Source organism: Cupriavidus sp. 01L43, assembly GCF_056399925.1.
The window spans coordinates 65606-88243 of sequence record NZ_JBFTSH010000018.1; the positions used below are offsets into that span (position 1 = coordinate 65606).

A 22638-nucleotide genomic window follows, 5' to 3' on the forward strand; every position below is an offset into this window, starting at 1 on the left:
GCCATGGCAAAACTGTCACTTCGCAACGTTCAGAAAACCTACGCCGGCGGCACGCAGGTCGTGCACGGCATCGACATGGAAATCGCCGACGGCGAGTTCATCGTCATCGTCGGCCCCTCGGGCTGCGGCAAGTCCACGCTGCTGCGCATGGTCGCCGGGCTGGAAACCGTTACCGGCGGCGAGATCCATATTGGCGACAAGGTAGTCAACGACTTCGAGCCGGCCGAGCGCGACATCGCGATGGTGTTCCAGAACTACGCGCTCTACCCGCACATGACCGTGTACGACAACATGGCCTACGGCCTGCGGATTCGCGGCATGTCCAAGGCCGAGATCGACCAGCGCGTGAAGCACGCGGCGGGCATCCTGGAGCTGGGCGCGCTGCTCGAACGCAAGCCGCGCGCGCTCTCGGGCGGTCAGCGCCAGCGCGTGGCGATGGGGCGCGCCATCGTGCGCGAGCCGGCCGTGTTCCTGTTCGACGAGCCGCTGTCCAACCTCGATGCCAAGCTGCGCGTGCAGATGCGGCTCGAGCTGAAGGACCTGCATCGCCGCCTGGGCACCACCAGCCTGTACGTCACCCATGATCAGGTCGAGGCCATGACGCTGGCCGACCGCATGATGGTGCTGAACGGAGGCCGGGTGGAGCAGATCGGTACGCCGCTCGAGGTCTACTCGCGTCCGGCCAGCACCTTCGTGGCCGGCTTTATCGGCTCGCCGCCGATGAACCTCGTGCCCGTGGTGCGTACCAACGCCGCCCAGGGCGAGGCGCAGATGCGCGTGGTGCCGAAGGCGAATGGTGCCGGCGAAGGGCAGGGTGCGCCGGCCACGCTCGGCCATCTGCCGATGGGCCTGCACCTGCCCGAGCAGGCGTTGATGGGGCTGCGCCCCGAGCATATCGAGCCGTGCGCGGCCCACGACGCCATCGCGCATGTCGATGTGCGCGTGGTCGAGGCGCTCGGCGCCGATTCATTCGCCTATGGTTCGCTGGGCGGCCAGTTGATCGTGGTCCGGCTGGACAGCCACATGCCAGTGCGTGCCGGTGACCGTCTGCCGATCACGGCTTCGGCTGATCATCTGCACTTCTTCGACGCGACGTCGGGCAAGCGTATCGAGGCACTGGGATGAGTGCGTCAATCGTCACGTTTCCTCTGGTCGATGCAGCCAACTGGCCGTATCCGCGCCATATCGCGCACCGGGGTGCCGGCAAGCTCGCACCCGAGAACACGCTGGCCGCGTTCCGGCACGGGGCGTCGTTCGGCTACCGGATGTTCGAGTTCGACGTGAAGTTGTCGGCCGACGGCAAGCCGGTGCTGATGCACGATGCCACGCTGGACCGCACCACGTCCGGCAAGGGCCGCGTCGACGCTATGACGCTGGGCGAACTGGCCGCGCTGGACGCCGGAAGCTGGCATAGCCCGGCCTATGCCGGCGAACCGGTGCCGACCCTGGCGACGATCGCCCGCTACACGCGCGCGAATGGCTTCCACGTCAATATCGAGATCAAGCCGGTGCCTGGCACGGAATGGCGGACCGGCGCAGCAGTGGCGATTGATGCGCTTTCGCTCTGGCAGGGCGCCGACGTGCCGCCGCTGCTTTCGTCGTTTTCCGAGGAGGCGCTCGACGCCGCCCGCCAGGTGGCGCCCGGCCTGCCGCGCGCGCTGCTGCTCGACAAGCTGCCCGCCGACTGGCCCGAACGCCTGCGCCGGCTGGGCTGCGTAGCCTTGGACGCCAACCATCGCGAGCTGGACGCGGCCGTCATCGCCCGCGCCCATGCGGACGGTTTTCAAGTGTTGTGCTACACGGTGAACGACGCGTCCCGGGCCGCCGAGCTATTGTCCTGGGGGCTGGACGGACTGATCACGGACGCGGTCGATCGGATCGAGCCGGCCGCCTGATGGCGTAGCACCGATGTGTGGCGGCAACGGTCATGATTTTGCATCACGAAAAGTCCCCACTGTCGTTGGGCAAACGTGCTATGCTTTTGCGAGTGAAGACTAAGGTCCTTCCCCGCACAACTTGCCCTTTCGGGCTGTCGGTGAGACCCCAGACAGACGGCACCTTCGCGGTGCCGTTCGTTCAAGGTAGCGCTGTCTGGCTCCCAAGAGTTGTTTGCAATCCGCTAACCGGTCAAGCCGTGTCGCGGAAGGTTGATGAACCCGCTTAACTCCGGCATTCCCGGAGAATAGTGAGCGCCCCATGATGCAGCAGTATCAGAGCAATTCGTACCTCTTCGGCGGCAACGCCCCCTATGTGGAAGAGCTGTACGAGGCCTATCTCCAGAATCCCAGCTCGGTTCCCGACAACTGGCGCGCGTATTTCGACGCGATGCAGAATGTCCCGGCTGTGGATGGTTCCAACTCCCGCGATATCCCCCACGCACCGATCGTTGCCTCGTTCGCCGAGCGCGCCAAGCAGGGCCCCATCAAGACCATCGTTGCCTCGGCCGATTCCGACATGGGCCGCAAGCGCGTTGCTGCGACCCAGCTGATCGCTGCCTACCGCAACATCGGTACCCACTGGGCCGATCTCGATCCGCTGAAGCGCCAGGAGCGTCCGCCCCTGCCTGATCTGGATCCGGCGTTCTACGGTTTCTCCGAGGCCGACCTCGACATCGTCTTCAATGCCAGCAACACGTATTTCGGCAAGGAATCGATGAGCCTGCGCGAGTTGCTCAACAACCTCCGTGAGACCTACTGCGGCACCATCGGCGCCGAGTTCATGTACGTGAGCGACCAGGCGCAGAAGCGCTGGTGGCAGGAGCGCCTGGAAACCACGCGTTCCAAGCCCGTGTTCACGCTGGAAAAGAAGAAGCACATCCTGGACCGCTTGACCGCGTCCGAGGGCCTTGAGCGCTTCCTCCACACGAAGTACGTCGGCCAGAAGCGCTTCTCGCTCGAAGGCGGCGAGAGCTTTATCGCCGCGATGGACGAGCTGATCCAGCACTCCGGTTCGAAGGGTGTGCAGGAAATCGTGATCGGCATGGCCCACCGTGGCCGTCTGAACGTGCTGGTCAATACGCTGGGCAAGATGCCGGCCGACCTGTTCGCCGAATTCGAAGGCAAGCACGTCGATGACCTGCCCGCCGGCGACGTGAAGTACCACAAGGGCTTCTCGAGCGATGTCTCGACCGAAGGCGGCCCGGTTCACCTGTCGCTCGCGTTCAACCCGTCGCACCTGGAAATCGTCAACCCGGTGGTCGAGGGTTCGTCGAAGGCCCGCCAGGAACGCCGTGGCGAAGCCGGCCACAAGGAAGTGCTGCCGGTGCAGGTGCACGGCGACGCCGCCTTCGCTGGCCAGGGCGTGGTCATGGAGACGCTGAACCTGGCGCAGACCCGCGGCTACGGCACGGGCGGCACCATGCACATCGTCATCAACAACCAGATCGGCTTCACGACGTCTGACCCGCGCGACGCGCGTTCCACGCTGTACTGCACGGACGTGGTCAAGATGATCGAGGCTCCGGTGCTGCACGTGAACGGCGACGATCCCGAAGCCGTGGTGTACGCCATGCAACTGGCCACCGACTTCCGCATGGAATTCAAGAAGGATGTCGTGGTTGACATCATCTGCTTCCGGAAGCTGGGCCACAACGAGCAGGACACGCCGGCTGTAACGCAGCCGCTGATGTACAAGAAGATCTCGCAACACCCGGGCACGCGCAAGCTGTACGCCGACAAGCTGGCCGCGCAGAACCTGGTGCCCGCCGACTTTGGCGACCAGCTGGTCAAGGAATACCGTGCCGCGATGGACGCGGGCAAGCACACGGTGGACCCGGTCCTGTCGAACTTCAAGAACAAGTTCGCCGTGGACTGGATGCCGTTCCTGAACCGCAAGTGGACCGACGCAGCCGACACCGCCGTGCCGGTGACCGAGCTGAAGCGCCTGGCCGAGCGGATCACGACCATCCCCGAGCACCTGAAGCTGCACCCGCTGGTGGAAAAGGTCATCAAGGACCGCGCCAACATGGGCCGTGGCGACCAGCCTCTGGACTGGGGCATGGGCGAGCACCTGGCGTTCGCATCGCTGGTGGCCTCGGGCTACCCGGTGCGTATCACCGGCCAGGATGCTGGCCGTGGCACCTTCACGCACCGTCACTCGGTACTGCACGACCAGGGTCGCGAGCGCTGGGATGCCGGCAGCTACGTGCCGCTGCAGAACGTGTCCGAGAATCAGGCCCCGTTCACCGTGATCGACTCGGTGCTGTCCGAAGAAGCCGTGCTCGGCTTCGAATACGGCTACTCGACTGCGGAACCGAATGCGCTGGTGATCTGGGAAGCCCAGTTCGGCGACTTCGTGAATGGCGCCCAGGTGGTGATCGACCAGTTCATCTCGTCGGGTGAAGTGAAGTGGGGCCGCGCCTCGGGCCTGACGATGATGCTGCCGCACGGCTATGAGGGCCAGGGTCCGGAACACAGCTCGGCCCGCATCGAGCGTTTCCTGCAGCTCTGCGCAGACCACAATATTCAGGTTGTGCAGCCGACCACGCCGGCACAGATCTTCCACCTGCTGCGTCGCCAGATGATCCGGCTGTTCCGCAAGCCGCTGGTGATCATGACGCCGAAGTCGCTGCTGCGTAACAAGGATGCGGTGTCGCCRCTGTCCGACCTGGCCAAGGGTCACTTCGAGACGGTCATCCCCGATCACGAAGAACTGAACGCCAGCAAGGTCAAGCGCGTGATCATGTGCTCGGGCAAGGTCTACTACGACCTGGTCAACACCCGCAAGGAGCGTGGTGCCACCGACACGGCGATCATCCGCCTGGAACAGCTGTACCCGTTCCCGCACAAGGCTGTGGCCGCCGAGCTCAAGAAGTACCCGGGCGTGACCGAAATCCTGTGGTGCCAGGACGAGCCGCAGAACCAGGGTGCCTGGTTCTTCGTGCAGCACTACATCATGGAAAACATGACGGAAGGCCAGAAGCTCGGTTATGCCGGTCGTCCTGCCTCGGCTTCGCCGGCGGTGGGCTACTACGCAAAGCACAACGAGCAACAGAAGGCGCTGCTGGACGCTGCGTTCTCCAAGCTCAAGGGCTTTGTGCTGACCAAGTAATAAGACGGCCGGCCCGGCGCGCAGTGGTGCGCGCCGGGCTTCGGCCTGTTTGAACATACACGCATACATCGAGGAAAATTTCTCACCATGGCTATTGTTGACGTCAAGGTTCCGCAACTGTCTGAATCGGTCGCCGAAGCGACCATGCTGAACTGGAAGAAGAAGCCGGGCGAAGCTGTTGCCCAGGACGAGATCCTGATCGAGATCGAGACCGACAAGGTCGTGCTGGAAGTGCCGGCACCCGCCGCCGGCGTGCTGTCGCAGATCATCAAGAACGACGGCGATACCGTCGTGGCCGATGAACTGATCGCCAAGATTGATACCGAAGCCACCGCTGGCGCCGCCGCTCCGGCCGCTGCACCTGCCGCCGCCGCCCCGGCTCCCGCTGCCGCCACTGGCGCCAGCGGCATCGCCATGCCGTCGGCTGCCAAGCTGATGGCCGAAGGCGGCCTGTCCGCCGGTCAGGTTGCCGGCACCGGCAAGGACGGCCGCATCACCAAGGGTGACGTGCTGGCCGCCGGCTCGGCGCCCGCACCGGCCGCCAAGGCCGCCCCGGCACCGGCTCCGGCCAAGCCGGCCCTGCAGCAAGTGTCCGCCCAGGTGGACTTCGCCGCGCTGGGCGACCGCCCGGAAGAGCGCGTGCCGATGAGCCGCCTGCGCGCCCGTATCGCCGAGCGCCTGGTGCAGTCGCAGTCCACCAACGCCATCCTCACTACGTTCAACGAAGTGAACATGAAGCCGGTGATGGACCTGCGCAACAAGTACAAGGACCGCTTCGAGAAGGAGCACGGCGTGAAGCTGGGCTTCATGTCGTTCTTCGTCAAGGCTGCCGTGCACGCCCTGAAGAAGTACCCGATCATCAACGCCTCGGTGGATGGCAACGACATCGTCTACCACGGCTACTTCGACATCGGTATCGCGGTGGGTTCGCCGCGTGGCCTGGTGGTGCCAATCCTGCGCAACGCCGACCAGATGAGCCTGGCCGACATCGAGAAGAAGATCGCCGAGTTCGGCGCCAAGGCCCGTGACGGCAAGCTGTCGCTGGAAGAACTGACTGGCGGCACGTTCTCGATCTCGAACGGCGGTACGTTCGGTTCGATGCTGTCGACGCCGATTATCAACCCGCCGCAATCGGCCATCCTGGGCGTGCACGCCACCAAGGATCGTGCCGTGGTGGAAGACGGCCAGATCGTGATTCGCCCGATGAACTACCTGGCCATGTCCTACGACCACCGGATCATCGATGGTCGCGAGGCTGTGCTGGGCCTGGTGGCGATGAAGGAAGCGCTGGAAGATCCGGCCCGCCTGCTGCTGGACCTGTAAGCGTCCGTCTCCTCCCTCTGAATTGAAGGACACCCGCTCCCCGCCGCCCGTTGAATCGGGCGGGTGGGAGCAGGCCGTCCAGAAGGAAACTCCATGAGCAAACAATTCGACGTGCTGGTGATCGGCGCCGGCCCTGGCGGCTACATCGCCGCCATCCGCGCAGCCCAGCTGGGCCTGAACGTGGCCTGCTGCGAAGGCAACGCCTATGACGACCCCAAGGGCGAGCCGCGCCTGGGCGGCACCTGCCTGAACGTGGGCTGCATCCCCTCCAAGGCATTGCTGGCTTCCTCGGAAGAGTTCGAGAACGCCTCGCACCACCTGGCCGACCACGGCATCACCGTGGGTGACGTCAAGGTGGACGTGCCCAAGATGCTCAAGCGCAAGGACGACATCGTCGGCAAGATGACCAAGGGCATCGAGTTCCTGTTCCGCAAGAACAAGGTGACGCTGCTCAAGGGCTACGGCAAGTTCGCCGGCAAGGCTGCCGAAGGCTTCCAGGTGGAAGTGGCCGGTGAGGTCGTGACCGCGAAGCAGGTCATCATCGCTACCGGTTCGAAGGCCCGTCACCTGCCGGGCATCACCGTGGACAACAACCTCGTCAGCGATAACGAGGGCGCGCTGAAGTTCCCGACCGTGCCGAAGAAGCTGGGCGTGATTGGCGCCGGCGTGATCGGTCTGGAACTGGGCTCGGTGTGGCGCCGCCTGGGTGCCGAAGTGACCGTGCTGGAAGCGCTGCCTGCGTTCCTGGGCGCCGCCGATGAAGGCGTGGCCAAGGAAGCGCAGAAGCTGCTGACCAAGCAGGGCCTGCAGTTCAGCCTMGGCGTGAAGGTCAACGAGGTCAAGACCGRCAAGGACAGCGTCACCGTCAGCTATGACGACAAGGACGGCAAGGCCCAGACGCTGGAAGTGGACCGCCTGATCGTGTCCGTCGGCCGCGTGCCGAACACCGACAACCTGAACCTGGAAGCGGTGGGCCTGGGCGCGGACGCGCGCGGCTTCATCGAGGTGGACGACCACTGCCAGACCAAGGTGCCGGGCCTGTGGGCCATCGGCGACGTGGTGCGTGGTCCGATGCTCGCCCATAAGGCGGAAGACGAAGGCGTGGCCGTGGCCGAGCGCATCGTCGGCCAGAAGCCGCACATCGACTTCAACACGGTTCCTTGGGTGATCTACACCTTCCCGGAAATCGCGTGGGTCGGCAAGACCGAGCAGCAGCTGAAGGCCGAAGGCCGCCAGTACAAATCGGGCCAGTTCCCGTTCATGGCCAACGGCCGTGCGCTGGGCATGGGCGCCTCGGACGGCTTCGTCAAGATGCTGGCCGATGCCAAGACCGACGAGATCCTGGGCGTGCACATCGTGGCCGCCAACGCGTCGGACCTGATCGCCGAAGCCGTCGTGGCGATGGAGTTCAAGGCCGCCAGCGAGGATATCGGTCGCGTCTGCCATCCGCACCCGTCGATGTCCGAAGTCATGCGCGAAGCCGCGCTGGCCGTGGACAAGCGCCAGCTCAACATGTAAGGCTGATGCCTGCCATTGCGTGAGCACCGGCGCGCCGCAACTAGCGGCGCGCCGTTTTCACTTGCAGCGCCCGCGCATCTTGCGCCGGACGCCCCCAGCGTGAACCCAGCATGAACGTCACCGAGTTTTACGAGAAAGAACTGCAACAGCGCGGCTACCAGTCGGACGAGGCGCAACTGCGCGCCGTGGCACGGCTGCAGCAGTGCTACGACGAATGGGTGGCCTACAAGAACCGGCGCAACAACGCGCTGAAGAAGCTTCTGGTGCACCCCGATGTGCCCAAGGGCGTCTACCTGTGGGGTGGAGTGGGGCGCGGCAAGTCGTTCCTGATGGACAGCTTCTACTCTTGCGTGCCCGTGGTGCGGAAGACGCGGCTCCATTTCCACGAGTTCATGCGCGAAGTGCATCGCCAGTTGGAGGAATTGCGAGGTCGGCCCGACCCCCTCGACGAACTGGCCAAGCGCATCGCGCGCAAATACCGGCTGATCTGCTTCGACGAATTCCACGTCAGCGACGTGGCGGACGCCATGATGCTGCACCGCCTGCTGGACCAGATGTTCGCGAATGGCGTGCAGTTCGTGATGACGTCGAACTATCGCCCGGACCTGCTGTACCCGGATGGTCTGCACCGCGAACGCGTGCTGCCCGCGATCGACCTCCTCCAGGAGAAGCTCGACGTGCTCAACGTGGACGCGGGTATCGACTACCGCAAGCGCGCCCTGGAGCAGGTCGAGGCGTACCACACGCCGCTGAACCGCGAGGCCAGCGCGGCGCTGCGCGATGCCTTCGTGGGTATTGCCGGCACGGCCGACGAATCGCCGATCCTCCATATCGAGCACCGTGAACTCAAGGCGCTGCGTAAGGCGAACGGTGTGGTCTGGTTCGACTTCGCCACGCTCTGCGGCGGCCCGCGCTCGCAAAACGACTATCTGGAGCTGGCGTCGCAGTTCCATACGGTGATCCTGTCGGATGTGCCGAAGATGACGCCGCGGATGTCGTCGGAGGCGCGCCGCTTCACCTGGCTGATCGACGTGTTCTACGACCACAAGGTCAAGCTGCTGATGTCCGCCGAGGTGCCTGCCGACGAGTTGTATACCGAAGGGCAGATGGCTGGCGAGTTCCATCGCACGGTGTCGCGGATCATCGAAATGCAGTCACGGGAGTACCTGGAGTCCGAGCGACGGACCATGGATACCTCGCTGACCTGAGCGGGCTGGAAGCTGTTGTCGGACTGGTACGAATCCGACCTATTTGATCTGCATCAAGGCGTATGGTGTGCGTGCTACCTACTATCCGTGGGTATTAAAAGCGCGCCATGCCGTCCCCGTCCCTACCTACCCCATCGCTCGCACCAGCCGGCGGCCCCCTTGGGGTGCTGCCAGCGACAACGACGACCTTGCCGCCCCCATCCGCCGCCCGGCGCGCGATTCCCGCGACGCCTGCGGCCCCCACGATGGCGGGCGCTTCGCCATCCCGATCGACTTCCACGCACGTAGACGGCCATTGCTTTCACTGCGGCCAGCCGCTGACGCCAGCGGAGCCGGTATTCATTGCCGATGTCGAAGGCAGCGCGCGCAGTTTCTGCTGCGGCGGCTGCCAGACGCTGGCGCAGACGCTCCACGCGGCCGGTTTCGGCCATCTATATGGCGATACCTCTCGCTTTGCGCGTCCTATCGACGACGCCGCGCGCCGGGAAGCCGAGCCGGTCTGGGCTGCCTACGACACGCCCGAGCTGCGCCAGCAGTTCGTCCGCCCGCTAGGCGATGGCAAGGCTGAGGTCACTCTGGCGCCGGAAGGTATCCGCTGCGCTGCCTGCGCGTGGCTGATCGAGCAGCGCCTGGGCCAGCTGCCGGGTGTGGAACTGGCGGTGGCCAACGTGGCAACGCGCCGCGTGGTGGTGCGCTGGCGGGAATCGCAACAAACCGTGTCAGCCTTGCTCGGCGCCCTAGCGGACATCGGCTATATGGCGTGGCCATTCGAGGTGTCCCGCAGCGACCGCCAGGACCGCCGCGAACGGCGCGGGCTGCTGATGCGGATGGCCGTGGCGATGCTCGGCATGATGCAGGTCATGATGTACGCGTGGCCGATCTACACCCATGAAGCCACGATCGATGCTGGCCAGTTGCAACTGATGCGCTGGGCCAGCTTCGCGCTGACGCTTCCGGTCGTCTTTTATTCTGCCTCCCCGATCTTCACCGGCGCCTGGCGCAGCCTGCGCCAGCGCGCGATGGGCATGGACGTGCCCGTGGCCATCGGCGTGGCCGCCGGCTTTCTGGCCAGCGCAGCCGCCACGGTGCGCGGCGTGGGTGAGGTTTACTTCGATTCCGTGACGATGTTCGTGGCCTTCCTGCTGCTGGCCCGCTATCTGGAACTGCGCGTGCGTCAGGCGTCCCGAAGCGGCGCCGAGATGCTCGCGCGTCAGCTTCCGGCCACCTGCGAGCGCCTGACGGAGGGCGGCACCGCCGAGCGCGTGCCGGTGGCCCGCCTCGGCGCGGGCGACCGTATCCGGGTCAAGGCCGGTGAAATCATGCCCGTGGACGGCGTGGTGCTGGCTGGCATCAGCGAACTCGACGAATCGATGCTGACCGGCGAGGCACGGCCGGTGCGGCGGGGTATCGGCGATGCGATACTCGCCGGGTGTTTCAACACGGCCAGCCCGCTCGAGGTGCGCGTCGGGCGCATCGGCGCCAGTACGCGGCTGGCCGAAATCGTGGCGGTGCTGGATCGCGCCCTCGCGGAAAAGCCACGACTGGCGATGCTGGCCGACCGCGTCGCAGGCTGGTTTGTCGGCGCGCTGCTTGGGATGGCGGCGGTCACCGGTATCGTCTGGGCCGTCTGGATCGATCCGTCGCGCGCGTTGTTGGTGACGGTGGCGGTGCTCGTGGTGAGCTGTCCCTGCGCGCTGTCGCTGGCTACGCCTGCGGCGCTGGCGGCCGCCGGTGCGGCACTGTCGCGGCGCGGCGTGCTGCTGACGCGGTCTCACGCCATCGAAACCCTCGCGCGCGTCACCGACATCGTGCTCGACAAGACCGGCACGCTGACCGAGGGGCGCTTCGCGGTGGTACTGACCGAAGCCACAGGCCGCCTCGAAGCGGACATCTGCCTGGCGATTGCCGCGGCGATGGAGCAGGGCGGCGAGCATCCGATAGCCCGGGCGTTCCTCGATGCCCGCGCACCATCGACCGGGCGGGAGCAGCCCTCGGTGGACGATCTGTGCAATGTGCCGGGGCAGGGAGTCGAAGCCTGTGTCGACGGGCGGCGCGTGCGGCTTGGCCGGCGCGACTTCGCGGCGGCGTTGGCGCTGGAGGCGGGCGTCTGGGTCGGCGATGACGCGGCCATCGGCGCCTCTGGCAACGCCCATCGCGGCGCTACCGAGGTCTGGTTGGGCGCTGCCGAGGGCCTGCTGGCACGGTTTTTCCTGTCCGATATTGCACGCCCGCAGACGCCGGCGCTGATCGACGCGCTCGACCTGCTTGGCATTCGTACTCATCTGATTTCTGGCGACAACGTCGAAGCGGTGCGCTGGTGGGCCGACCATTTCGGCATGGAAACCGCCCATGGCGCCGTGACGCCCGAGGGCAAACGCGCCTATGTGGCCGCGCTGCAAGAGCAGGGCGCTGTGGTGCTGGCCGTGGGCGACGGCATCAATGACGCGCCGGTGCTGGCCCAGGCACAGGTCTCCATCGCAATCGGGAGCGGCGCACCGCTGGCCCAGGCAGGCGCCGACGCGGTCCTCACGCATGGCGGCGTGGCCGAGATTGCCAACACCATCGCCGCCGCGCGCCGTACGCGCCGCGTGGTGCGGCAGAACCTCGGCTGGGCCTTCTTCTACAACATTGTGGCCATTCCGCTGGCCGCCACAGGGCTGGTCACGGCCTGGATGGCAGGCATCGGCATGTCCGTGTCGTCGCTGCTTGTGGTGGCCAATGCCTGGCGCCTGCTGCGTGCACCGAACAAGGAGCGCTGACCATGGAAACCCTTTACCTGCTCGTGCCAATGAGCCTGGTGCTCGTGGCGCTGATCGCTGGCGCGCTCTGGTGGGCGCTCAACGCGGGCCAGTACGACGACCTCGACCGACCCGGCGAAGCCATCCTGCTCGATAACGACAAGCCATGAATTGCAAGCTTTTTACGAGCCCGAGTGGCGCGCGGCAGCAACAGTTCCCTTCGTTGAATTGCGACTTGACCGGGATCAACGCGCGGGCGGCGGCGACTTTCTAAAGTCACACCAACACTAGGGTTAAACGATCTTTACTTCTGTATTTGGGGGTCTGAATGGATGTCTCTACCGCGTCTCCACGCGTCGACACCTTTAACTACGGCGTCGTACGGCAGTTTGCCGTGATGACCGTGGTTTGGGGGATCGTCGGCATGGCCGTCGGCGTTCTGCTGGCGGCGCAACTGATCTGGCCAGATCTCAATTTCAATACCCCGTGGCTGTCCTTCGGGCGCCTGCGTCCGCTGCACACCAACGCGGTGATCTTCGCCTTCGGCGGCAGCGCGCTGTTCGCCACGTCGTACTACGTGGTGCAGCGCACCTGCCAGGCGCGCCTGTTCTGCGGGCCGCTGGCAGCGTTCACGTTCTGGGGCTGGCAGATCGTCATCGTGGCGGCCGCCATCACGCTACCGCTCGGCATCACGACTTCCAAGGAATATGCGGAACTCGAATGGCCAATCGACATCCTGATTACGCTGGTCTGGGTCGCCTACGCGGTGGTGTTCTTCGGCACCATCATCAAGCGCAAGACGCGCCATATCTACGTGGCCAACTGGTTCTTCGGCGCGTACATCCTGACCATCGCCATCCTGCATATCGTGAACAACATCGAGATGCCGGCGTCGATGTGGAAGTCGTATTCCGCCTATGCGGGCGTGCAGGACGCGATGATCCAGTGGTGGTACGGCCATAACGCCGTGGGCTTCTTCCTGACCACCAGCTTCCTCGGGATGATGTACTACTTCATCCCGAAGCAGGCCGGACGGCCGATCTACTCGTACCGGCTCTCCATCGTCCACTTCTGGGCGCTGAACTTCACCTATATGTGGGCCGGCCCCCACCATCTGCAATACACCGCGCTGCCGGACTGGGCGCAGTCGCTCGGCATGGCGTTTTCGCTGATCCTGCTCGCGCCGTCCTGGGGCGGGATGATCAACGGGATCATGACCATGTCCGGCGCCTGGCACAAGCTTCGCACGGACCCGATCCTCAAGTTCATGGTGGTTGCGCTGTCGTTCTACGGCATGGCCACGTTTGAAGGATCGATGATGTCCATCAAGACCGTGAATGCGCTGTCGCACTACACGGACTGGACGATCGGCCATGTCCACTCGGGCGCGCTGGGCTGGGTCGCGATGATCTCGATCGGCTCGCTGTACTACCTGATTCCACGCCTGTTCGGGCAAAAGGAGATGTTCAGCGTCAAGCTGATCGAGTGGCACTTCTGGATCGCGACGATCGGCGTGGTGCTCTACATCGCCTCGATGTGGATCGCCGGCGTGATGGAAGGGCTGATGTGGCGCGACACGCAGCCGGACGGCACGCTGACCTACGCGTTCGTCGAAGCGGTCAAGGCGAAGTATCCGTTCTACCTGATCCGCCTGCTCGGTGGCCTGTGTTTCCTGACCGGCATGCTGGTCATGGCCTACAACGTGGTGCGCACGATCGCCGGCAAGACGGCCACGGACGCGCCGATCCCGGCCAGCCTGCCGGCTTCCGCCCAGGCTCCCGCACACTGACCGCCGAGGATTGCTGAGATGTCACAAAAACAAGGATTCTTCACCCACGAAACACTGGAAAAGAACGTTGGCTGGCTGATCATCGCCACGATCTTCGTGGTGAGCATTGCGGGTCTGGTGCAGATCGTGCCGCTGTTCTTCCAGCATTCCACGACCAAGCCCGACGCGGGCATCGTGCCCTACACGCCGCTGCGCCTGATGGGCCGCGATATCTATATCCGCGAAGGCTGCGTCGGCTGCCATTCGCAGCAGGTGCGCACGCTGCAGGCCGAGACGGAGCGCTATGGCCATTTCTCGACGGCCGGCGAGTCGGTGTATGACCATCCGTTCCTGTGGGGTTCCAAGCGTACCGGTCCAGACCTCGCCCGCGTGGGCGGCCGGTATTCGGATGACTGGCAGCGCATCCACCTGCGCAATCCGCGCGATGTGGTGCCGGAATCGGTGATGCCGTCGTATCCGTGGCTCGAGAAGACCGCGCTGCCGACGGGCGATATCCAGGGCCGGATGCGCGCCCTGAAGCGGTTGGGTGTGCCGTACACCGAGGAGCAAATCGCCCATGCCCCTGAGGAACTCGCCGGCAAGACCGAAGAGGACGCGATGGTGGCCTACCTGCAAGGCCTCGGCCTGAACCGCCGCAACGTGCGCCTGGACGCCGCCACGGCGGCCGCGGCACCGAAGGAGTAACCGCCATGGCCATCCTGACCTCCGCTGCCACCGTGCTGTCGATGCTGGCCTTCCTCGCCATCTGCTGGTGGGCCTGGTCGTCGCGGCGCCAGGCCGCCAACGAGGAGTCAGCCATGCTGCCCTTCGCGTTGCCCGACGAGACCACGATAACGACAAGCCGGAACCCACAGTCATGAGCGATTTCTTTTCCGATTACTGGAGTTACTACATTACGGCCATCTCGCTGGTCGGCATCGCGTGGTGCGTGTGGCTGCTGTTCTCGCAGCGCCGGGCGCCAAAAAGCCAGGGTGCGACCGAGGATACCGGCCATGTCTGGGATGGTGACCTGCGCGAGTTGAACAACCCGCTGCCGCGCTGGTGGATGTGGATGTTCCTGCTGGCCTGCATCTTCAGCGTGTGCTACCTGGTCCTGTATCCGGGCCTGGGTTCCTACGCCGGCGTGCTGGGGTTCTCCTCGCAGGGCGAACTGGCGGCGCATCGACAGGCCGCCGAGAAGATGCAGAACGAGATCTACGGGAAGTACATGTCGATGGACGTGACGAAGGTCGCCGCCGATCCCGACGCCCGTGAAATTGGCCAGCGCCTGTTCCTGAACTACTGCGCGCAGTGCCATGGCTCCGACGCGCGCGGCAGCCGCGGCTTTCCGAACCTGGCCGACAACGACTGGCTCTATGGCGGCGACCCCGAAACGATCCGTCAGACGATCACCAAGGGTCGCAACGGCATGATGCCGCCGTTCGCGGGCGTCATCGACGCCAAGCTCGCCGGGGACACGGCCCAGTATGTGCGCTCGCTGTCGGGCCTGGCGTCTGACCCGATCCGCGCGTCGCGGGGCGAGGGCACCTTCAAGACCACGTGTGCGGCCTGCCATGGGGCCAGCGGCAAGGGCAACCAGGCGCTCGGCGCGCCGAACCTGTCGGACAGCGTCTGGCTCTACGGCAGTTCGGAAAATGCCATCGTCGAGGCGATCCAGAAGGGTCATAACGGGCACATGCCCGCGCATGAGGAAATCCTGACGCCCGAGCGCATCCGCATGCTGACCGCCTACGTGTGGGGTCTCTCCAATACAGGAGCGGCCGGACAATGATCAACAGCCCCCGGGCAGGGCGGCCAGCCGCCTGCCGGGGCGCGAGGAACACAAGATGAACGCGCCCCCCAATGCTGCACAGCCCGTAGCGGACGACCCCGCCACGCCGGAGCCCTCACGGCCCGACGACAGCCCGCCATGGCGCCCGGCTGCCACGCCGCGATCCGGGCAATCTGCCCAATCGGCTGAATCTTCGGAAGAAACACTCTACGAGGTCCGGCGCAAGATCTATCCGCGCTCGGTCACGGGCGCCTTCTCGAGCTGGCGCGTCTGGCTCGTCATCCTCACCCAGCTGGTCTACTACGGCGCCCCGTGGCTGCAATGGAACGACCGCCAGGCGGTGCTGTTCGACCTCGGCGCGCGCAAGTTCTATATCTTCGGCCTCGTGCTGTGGCCGCAGGACGTGATCTACCTCGCGGTCCTGCTTGTCATCTCGGCGCTCGCCCTGTTCCTGTTCACCGCCATCGCGGGCCGGCTGTTCTGTGGCTACGCGTGTCCACAGACCGTCTACACAGAAATCTTCATGTGGATCGAGCGACGCGTGGAAGGCGATCGCATCGCCCGCATCCGGCTGGACGGCGACCCGTGGAGCCTGCGCAAGCTGCGGCTCAAGGCGACCAAGCACACGCTCTGGGTGGTGATCGCCCTGTGGACCGGCTTCACGTTCGTCGGCTATTTCTCGCCGATCCGCGAGCTGGGCGGGCAGGTGATCGACCTCTCGCTGGGGCCGTGGCAGTCGTTCTGGATGCTGTTCTATGCCTTCGCCACCTGGGGCAACGCCGGCTTCATGCGCGAGCAGGTGTGCAAGTACATGTGCCCGTATGCGCGTTTCCAGAGCGTGATGGTCGACCGCGATACCTTCGTGGTGACCTATGACGTAGGCCGTGGCGAGCCGCGCGGCAGCCGCTCGCGCAAGACGGACCGGCACACCGCCGGCATTGGCGATTGCGTCAATTGCAGCATCTGCGTGCAGGTCTGCCCGACCGGGATCGACATCCGTGACGGATTGCAATACGAGTGCATCGGCTGCGGTGCCTGCATCGACGCCTGTAACCAGGTCATGGACAAGATGGCCTATCCGCGTGGCCTGATCCGCTACACCTCTGAGAACGCGATGCGCAAGGGCCTGTCGGCAGTCGCGGCGCGCAAGCGCCTGTTCCGCACACGGACGATTGTCTACGCGGTGATCTGGTCGGCGCTGGTGGGGGGCTTCATCGGGTCGCTGGCGATGCGCACGCCGCTCAAGGTCGATGTCATCCGCGACCGTGGCGCGTTGGGCCGCGAGGTCGAAGGTCGTTGGATCGAGAACGTGTACCGGCTGCAACTGATCAATACGACCGAGACGCCGATGCGCGTCCGGGTACAGGCGACGAGCGCGGAGCTGCAAGGGTTGACCATCGAGTATGACAAGTCGGCAGAAACGCTGGCGCCTACGTCGAACCGGCTGTTGCCGGTGCGGATCCGTATCCCGATCGACCACGCGCCGCAGGGCACGCACAAGATCCGTATCACGGTCACGGGGGAGGGTATGGACGACGCACGCGGACGCGCGCAGATCCAGGAAGCGACCAGTTTCATCGTGCCGCGCGGCCTGTAGGACAGGTCATTCAGGAAATATTCGACGCAAGGAGTAGGCAATGACAGCGCAACAAGTCAAGCCGTGGTGGAAGGAACCGTGGCCGTGGCTGCTGATGAGCGGACCGCTGCTGGCGATGATCGGCTGTGGTGTGACGATCTGGCTCGCCAATACCCACGCCGACGTGCCGGTGCGCGATGCCGCGCGGCATGGGCTGGTGGTGGAGAAGCTGGATGGGTCCGCCGTGCATGCCGACGCCCATGTCAATGACACGGCGAGGCGGCCATGAGACTACGCTGGCTGATGTGGGTGATGTGGCCAGCGTTCCTGATGGGCGGCGTGGCCACGGCAACGGTGTTCTCGATTGTCGATCCCAGTGACCTGAGCTTCTTCGGTCATCCGGTCGACGCGTCGCGTGAGGCGATCTATACCGTGGGATTCCTGCTGGCGTGGCTGTTCTGCGCCTTGTCGAGCGGCCTGACGCTCTACACCATGCCAACGCCGCTCAGCGATACCGATGAACTCGAGTAGCGAGTGCACCGCCGCCGGCGAGCCGGCCTTAGCAGGAGCGGTTGTAGATCTGCTTGATGCCGGCCATGTCGATGAGCTTGACGTGGCGCTGGCGGATCTGGATCAGGCCCGCCTCGGCAAAACGAGAGAACAGGCGGCTGACGGTTTCGAGTTTCAGGCCAAGATAACTGCCGATCTCCTCGCGGCTCATGCGCAACACGAACTCGCTCGACGAGTAGCCACGCGCCGACAGGCGATCGGAAAGATTGACGAGGAACGCGGCAAGCCGCTCCTCGGCCCGCATCGAACCCAACGTCATCAGCATCACCTGGTCCTGCGAAATCTCCTTGCTCATCAAGCGCAGGAACTGGGTTTGCAGCGAGGGCAGGTCAGACGAGAGCGCCTGCAAGTCGTTGAAGCGTACGACGCAGACTTCGGCATCCTCGAGGGCCGTGGCATCGGAAGCATGCTGCATTTCGCCGAGGCCATCCATACCGACCATCTCGCCGGGCAGATGGAAGCCGGTGATCTGCGAGCGGCCGTCTTCGAGCGTCACGTGCGTCTTGAGCGTGCCGAAACGCACGGCATAGACGGCGGTGAGCGGATCGCCCATGCGGTAAAGCGTTTCGCCCTTGTGCACGCGCACGCGTTCCTGCACGAGCGTGTCCATCTTCAGGAGGTCCTGGTGCGACATGCCTACCGGCAGACAAAGCTGGCCCATCCCGCACGTAGAGCAGCGGGGCGAGATCTCGGTGACGGGTATGGAGGTAAGCAATTGAGGGCTCTTGGTGATGCGCATTGCAGCGAGGGCGCGACAGATCAATTTTACCGCGTGAAGTGACGCGGAAGCGAGGGACCGTTGCCATTTGGTGTGCTTTTCAGCGTTTTTATCGTTGCGTTGTTTGGTGGCGTCCACTGTGCTGCGATGTGTGGCGGCATTGCGATGGCGGCCGAGCAGCGCGCGGCGGTGTGCGTGCCGGTGACGATCCATCGCTCGCCGCGCGGCTGGCTCGTGGAATTGCTGGCGATGCACGCCGGCCGCCTGACCACCTACGCGTTGCTGGGGGCGGTGGTGGGTGCCGTCGGCGCCACCGTATGGAAGCAGGACTATCTGCCTGTGCAGCGATGGCTCTATGGCGCAGGCGGAGCGATGCTGGTGATGTCGGGCTTCTGGCTGTTGCGTGGGCGCACCATGCGTGCGGCGCGCCTGGAGGCGTTCGCGGTGCGCATGGCCCAAGGGGTGGTAGGTCGCATGGGCGCGCTCGGTATCAGGCTGCCTGCCGGCCTGGCCCGGCATGCGCCGCTGCTGCGGCGCTTCGGTCTGGGACTCGCCTGGGGGATCGTGCCGTGCGGGATGGTCTATGGGGCACTCGCAATGGCGTTGCTGGCCGGCAATGCGGCGTCGGGCGCGCTGGTTCTGCTCGTCTTTGGGTTGGGAACGCTGCCAAACCTGCTGGTGATTTCGGGGTTGTCGGGCTATGTGCGCCATGTGTCGCGCCGGCCGGCGGTCCGGACCGTGGCGGGCGTGCTGATCATCGGCTTCGGCATCGTGGGCGTGGCGCGGGCGGTCTGGCTCCCGGAGACGCTGGCTGCGCATGGGTTCTGCGTGGTGTTCTAGGACGATTCCGGGCGGCGGACAGGCCGCCCCGGTTCGTGCCATTCGCCACGCCGGGCGGCGGGCGGGTTGCGGAGGGGGGCGGGAATGCCATACAATCGCGAGAACCACGGTATCGCGCCACGTAATTCCCTGGCGTCGCCGGGCCGGCATCCCTGATCTGGGATGCGTGTCCATGGGTCCGAGGCAGCATTGGCTTGCCGGATCCGTCCCCACAGTGCATCCGGTTCAAAAGATCTGGTTTAAAAGGCCGGTCGGCCTTGTGGAGTGGTGGCGCAGGCGCAGGACGAAGCTTGTCCGGGCCGATATCCGTTTTTTCTTGCCGCCTTGGCAATCTGATTGTCCTGGCGAATGTCCGCTCCAAGGGGAAGGGTTCCGCCTGCGAGGGTAAAGGCGAGAGCGCGACGCAAGAGGTTCGACTMCCGGCGAAGCCAGCCGGATGCGGACGATCTCCTGCCGGAACGACCCGGCAAATCGATGCAAAAGAACGAAGTGCACCGCTTGGCTGCCTGGGCTGCGACAGGCTGCGAGTTGGCTGCGCAATGAGATGGCGGTGGCATCGGTACCGCTGTATCCGAAATCTCCAGTGCTCCGGGATTCGTCCGGGAGCAGGTGCAAAGACAGGCTGCACACAATCACATGAATACCCAAGAGGCGAAGATCGTCCTCGAGACCGCGCTGATTTGTGCGCAGGAGCCCCTGCGCGTCAACGATCTCCGCCGTCTTTTCGCCGACGATGTCGGCGCCGACACCATCCGCGCCCTGTTGGGCGAATTGCGACAGGACTGGCAGCAACGCGGTGTGGAACTCGTGGCCCTGGCCAGCGGCTGGCGTTTCCAGAGCCGGCCCGAGATGCGCGAGTTCCTCGACCGGCTCAACCCGGAAAAGCCGCCCAAGTATTCGCGCGCGGTGATGGAGACGCTGGCCATCATCGCCTATCGCCAGCCCGTGACGCGCGGCGATATCGAGGAAATTCGCGGCGTGACGGTCAGCACCGACGTGGTCAAGAAGCTCGAGGACCGCAGCTGGATCGAGGTGATCGGGCATCGCGACGTACCGGGCCGTCCCGCGCTCTATGCCACGACCAAGGCGTTTCTGGACGATCTGGGGCTGCGCACGCTGGATGAGCTGCCGCCGCTCGAGGATGCCCAGGCCCAGGTCCAGGCAGCCCTGCTGGACCAGCAGGCGATAGATTTTGAAGAAGTTGCCACGGCCAACCCGCCGGCTGGCGATGAAGAGACCTTTGCCGAGCCCCAGGCCGCCGAGACCGCTACCGATGCGGTGGAAGCGGAAGTCGTGGCCGCGGCGGAGAGCGACCATGCGGAGCCGGTGGAGACGGAAGCCCACGGCGCCGATACCGAACAGAACGACACGCCGCACCCGCAAGACAACAGCGTTGCGCAGTGGTCCGCCGATGGCGGGCATGACGACGACGCGCCGCTGGCCCACGCCAACGGTTTCCACGTGGACACAGCTGCTTCCTCCCCGGAAGCGGCCGACGATTCGGTCCGGGACGGCAACGCGCCGCATCCTGCTGAGGACGACGAACGCGTGTCCAACTGAATAACACGCAACATCGATAGTGAATACTTTGTCTGATTCCGCTGAGCAAGACGTCCGGCAACCGGACGCGCCGGGCGATACCGGCGCTGCGCCCGACGCGGGCAATGGCACCGACGGCGCGCCGCGCCGCAAGGGCCTGCGCCGTGGCCTGCGCAATCTGGTGGCGTCGCGCCGCCAGTCCGCACAGGACCGCGAGGGTGGCCGTGCCGAGGGCGATGCCGCCGCACCGGCGCAAGCCGACGCGCCGCAGCCCGACGCCGCCGCACCGGCCGGTCGCGAGCCGCGCGCCCGTGGCCGCCGCAAGCCGGCAGCCGATCGTGATGCCCGTGACGTCCGCGAACCGCGCGCCGAGGCGAGTGACGCCGACGGCCAGCCTGCGCAGCCACAGGGTGCCGGCGTGCGCAAGCGCCGCCAGCAGCCCCAGCGCAAGGCTGCGCTGGTCGATGGCGACAACAAGCCGGCAGCCCAGCAGCCGGGCCGGCGCGACAAGCGCGGCCAAGGCGGTCAGGGTGGCCAAGGCGGCCAGGGTCAGCGCAAGGGTCAGGCGGGCGCCGCAGGCGGCAAGCCTTCGGAAAAATTCGAGCAGCGCGCCGGTGACAAGCCGGCTCGCGGCGCGAAGGCCGGCAAGCCTGCTGGCGGTGCCGAGGACGTCTTCAAATTCGTGATCTCGGAACAATTCGATCAGGAAGAGATGGCGCTGCCGCGCACCAAGGCCAAGCCGGTGCGCGAACTGTCCGCCGACGATGACGCGCCCAAGCTGCACAAGGTGCTGGCCGAAGGCGGCCTCGGCTCACGCCGCGAAATGGAACAGCTGATCCTCGAGGGTCGTGTCTCGGTTAACGGTCTGCCGGCCCACATCGGCCAGCGGATCTTGCCGACCGACCAGGTGCGCGTGAACGGCAAGCTGATCCATCGCAAGGTGTCGAGCAAGCCACCGCGCGTGCTGCTGTATCACAAGCCGTCCGGTGAAATCGTGAGCCAGAGCGATCCGGAAGGCCGTCCGACCGTGTTCGACAGCCTGCCGCGCATCAAGGCCGGCAAGTGGGTGGCGGTGGGTCGTCTCGACTTCAATACCGAAGGCTTGCTGATCTTCACGACCTCGGGCGATATCGCCAACCGCTTCATGCACCCGCGCTACGGCGTGGAGCGCGAATACGCGGTGCGCACGCTGGGCGAGTTGGCCGAGGCCGACCGCCAGGCGCTGCTGCACGGTATCCAATTGGACGATGGCGAAGCGAACTTCCTGCGCATCGCTGATGGCGGTGGCGAAGGCGTGAACCAGTGGTATCACGTGGCGCTGACCGAAGGCCGTAATCGCGAGGTGCGCCGCATGTTCGAGGCCGTTGGCCTGACCGTGTCGCGCCTGATCCGTACGCGCTACGGCCAGTTCCTGCTGCCGCGCGGCCTCAAGCGTGGCCGCTGGCAAGAGCTGGACCCGACCGACGTGCGCGCGCTGATGGCCAATATCGGCCTGAAAGCGCCGGCGAAGGGCGAGCAGGGCGGCAAGGGTGCCACCAAGGTAGGCGGCCGCAAGGCGCGTACCGAGGCGGCCATTGCGGGCATGCCGATGCACACCGGCATGGACGGCCTGCCGCGCTACGAAAAGGGTGGCGCGCGCGGTAACGGCGGCGGTGCCGGCCGTGGTGGCCAGCCCGATCCGATGCAGACCTCGATGGGTTACATCCCGACCGGCCCGGCGCCGCTGACGTCGCATACCACCAAGTTCAGTGGTGGCGCGGCCGGCGGCCTGCGTGGCGGCGGTGCCGGTGGGCGCGGTGGCAATCGCGGCGGCCTTGGCGGCGGTGGTGGCCTGGGCGGCGGAGGCATGGGTGGCCAGCGCGGCCAGCAGCGTCGCGGCGGTGGTGGCGAGGCCAACGGCAATGTGATGCCGAAGGCAACCAAGGGCGGCGGCAATGCCAGCGGCCCGCGTCGTCCGCGCGGTCGTGGCGGCAACCAGGGGGGTGGCGGTCACCGCTAA

19 protein-coding genes are annotated in these 22638 nt (G+C 65.5%); 18 read left to right on the top strand and 1 reads right to left on the bottom strand.

The genetic code is table 11. The features are described 5' to 3' along the window. Positions 1–3: 3 nt before the first annotated feature. From AC1DP9_RS23355 to AC1DP9_RS23425, 15 genes are all read left to right on the top strand, one after another. A complete protein-coding gene (locus AC1DP9_RS23355; RefSeq protein ID WP_477108622.1) occupies positions 4–1125 on the top strand; it encodes a sn-glycerol-3-phosphate import ATP-binding protein UgpC in 1122 nt (373 codons plus the stop codon). After that, entirely contained in the window at positions 1122–1895 is a 774-nt protein-coding gene (gene ugpQ, locus AC1DP9_RS23360) for a glycerophosphodiester phosphodiesterase (protein WP_477108623.1), read from the top strand. The genes AC1DP9_RS23355 and ugpQ overlap by 4 nt, the downstream gene beginning before the upstream one ends. 301 nt (positions 1896–2196) lie before the next feature. After that, complete coding sequence (locus AC1DP9_RS23365; protein WP_092289626.1) at positions 2197–5049, top strand: 2-oxoglutarate dehydrogenase E1 component; 2853 nt, start codon at positions 2197–2199, stop codon at positions 5047–5049. Positions 5050–5136: 87 nt separating this feature from the next. Beyond that, on the top strand, positions 5137–6372 hold the full coding sequence (odhB, locus tag AC1DP9_RS23370; protein ID WP_477108624.1) for a 2-oxoglutarate dehydrogenase complex dihydrolipoyllysine-residue succinyltransferase: 1236 nt from the start codon (positions 5137–5139) through the stop codon (positions 6370–6372). A 93-nt stretch (positions 6373–6465) separates the two neighbouring features. Then, positions 6466–7890, top strand: coding sequence for a dihydrolipoyl dehydrogenase (lpdA, locus tag AC1DP9_RS23375; protein ID WP_477108625.1), 1425 nt, complete (start codon positions 6466–6468; stop codon positions 7888–7890). A gap of 110 nt (positions 7891–8000) precedes the next feature. Next, the gene (gene zapE, locus AC1DP9_RS23380; RefSeq protein WP_441593555.1) at positions 8001–9098 is read left to right on the top strand and encodes a cell division protein ZapE; all 1098 of its coding nucleotides are present in this window, start codon (positions 8001–8003) and stop codon (positions 9096–9098) included. A gap of 245 nt (positions 9099–9343) precedes the next feature. Beyond that, positions 9344–11857 (top strand): heavy metal translocating P-type ATPase, encoded by a 2514-nt coding sequence (locus AC1DP9_RS23385; protein ID WP_477108626.1) that lies wholly within the window; start codon positions 9344–9346, stop codon positions 11855–11857. Positions 11858–11859: 2 nt separating this feature from the next. After that, positions 11860–12006 carry a cbb3-type cytochrome oxidase assembly protein CcoS gene (gene ccoS, locus AC1DP9_RS23390; RefSeq protein WP_092289615.1) on the top strand — a complete coding sequence of 49 codons (147 nt, stop codon included), beginning with the start codon at positions 11860–11862 and terminating at the stop codon, positions 12004–12006. A 158-nt stretch (positions 12007–12164) separates the two neighbouring features. Further along, positions 12165–13625: a cytochrome-c oxidase, cbb3-type subunit I gene (gene ccoN, locus AC1DP9_RS23395; RefSeq protein WP_477108627.1), complete on the top strand. Its 1461-nt coding sequence runs from the start codon at positions 12165–12167 to the stop codon at positions 13623–13625. An 18-nt stretch (positions 13626–13643) separates the two neighbouring features. Next, complete coding sequence (gene ccoO, locus AC1DP9_RS23400) at positions 13644–14309, top strand: cytochrome-c oxidase, cbb3-type subunit II (RefSeq protein WP_477108628.1); 666 nt, start codon at positions 13644–13646, stop codon at positions 14307–14309. Positions 14310–14314: 5 nt separating this feature from the next. Beyond that, the gene (locus AC1DP9_RS23405) at positions 14315–14485 is read left to right on the top strand and encodes a cbb3-type cytochrome oxidase subunit 3 (RefSeq protein WP_092289610.1); all 171 of its coding nucleotides are present in this window, start codon (positions 14315–14317) and stop codon (positions 14483–14485) included. After that, a complete protein-coding gene (ccoP, locus tag AC1DP9_RS23410) occupies positions 14482–15396 on the top strand; it encodes a cytochrome-c oxidase, cbb3-type subunit III (RefSeq protein ID WP_092289608.1) in 915 nt (304 codons plus the stop codon). The genes AC1DP9_RS23405 and ccoP overlap by 4 nt, the downstream gene beginning before the upstream one ends. Positions 15397–15451: 55 nt before the next feature. Further along, positions 15452–16993 carry a cytochrome c oxidase accessory protein CcoG gene (gene ccoG / locus AC1DP9_RS23415; protein ID WP_477108629.1) on the top strand — a complete coding sequence of 514 codons (1542 nt, stop codon included), beginning with the start codon at positions 15452–15454 and terminating at the stop codon, positions 16991–16993. 40 nt (positions 16994–17033) lie between these two features. After that, positions 17034–17261, top strand: a complete 228-nt coding sequence (locus AC1DP9_RS23420) for a hypothetical protein (protein WP_477108630.1) — start codon at positions 17034–17036, stop codon at positions 17259–17261. Further along, positions 17258–17503 carry a hypothetical protein gene (locus AC1DP9_RS23425; protein WP_092289602.1) on the top strand — a complete coding sequence of 82 codons (246 nt, stop codon included), beginning with the start codon at positions 17258–17260 and terminating at the stop codon, positions 17501–17503. Before AC1DP9_RS23420 ends, AC1DP9_RS23425 begins: the two co-directional genes overlap by 4 nt. A 28-nt stretch (positions 17504–17531) precedes the next feature. Here the strand turns inward: AC1DP9_RS23425 and fnr are convergent, their stop codons facing one another. Continuing rightward, positions 17532–18257: a fumarate/nitrate reduction transcriptional regulator Fnr gene (fnr, locus tag AC1DP9_RS23430; RefSeq protein ID WP_092290819.1), complete on the bottom strand. Its 726-nt coding sequence runs from the start codon at positions 18255–18257 to the stop codon at positions 17532–17534. An 84-nt stretch (positions 18258–18341) separates the two neighbouring features. Between fnr and AC1DP9_RS23435 the strand changes: the two genes are divergently transcribed. The 3 genes from AC1DP9_RS23435 (at position 18342) to rluB (ending at position 22638) form a co-directional block, all read left to right on the top strand. Continuing rightward, complete coding sequence (locus AC1DP9_RS23435) at positions 18342–19100, top strand: sulfite exporter TauE/SafE family protein (RefSeq protein ID WP_477108631.1); 759 nt, start codon at positions 18342–18344, stop codon at positions 19098–19100. Between the two features lie 636 nt (positions 19101–19736). Then, positions 19737–20660, top strand: coding sequence for an SMC-Scp complex subunit ScpB (gene scpB, locus AC1DP9_RS23440; RefSeq protein WP_477108632.1), 924 nt, complete (start codon positions 19737–19739; stop codon positions 20658–20660). A gap of 28 nt (positions 20661–20688) precedes the next feature. After that, positions 20689–22638, top strand: coding sequence for a 23S rRNA pseudouridine(2605) synthase RluB (rluB, locus tag AC1DP9_RS23445; protein ID WP_477108633.1), 1950 nt, complete (start codon positions 20689–20691; stop codon positions 22636–22638).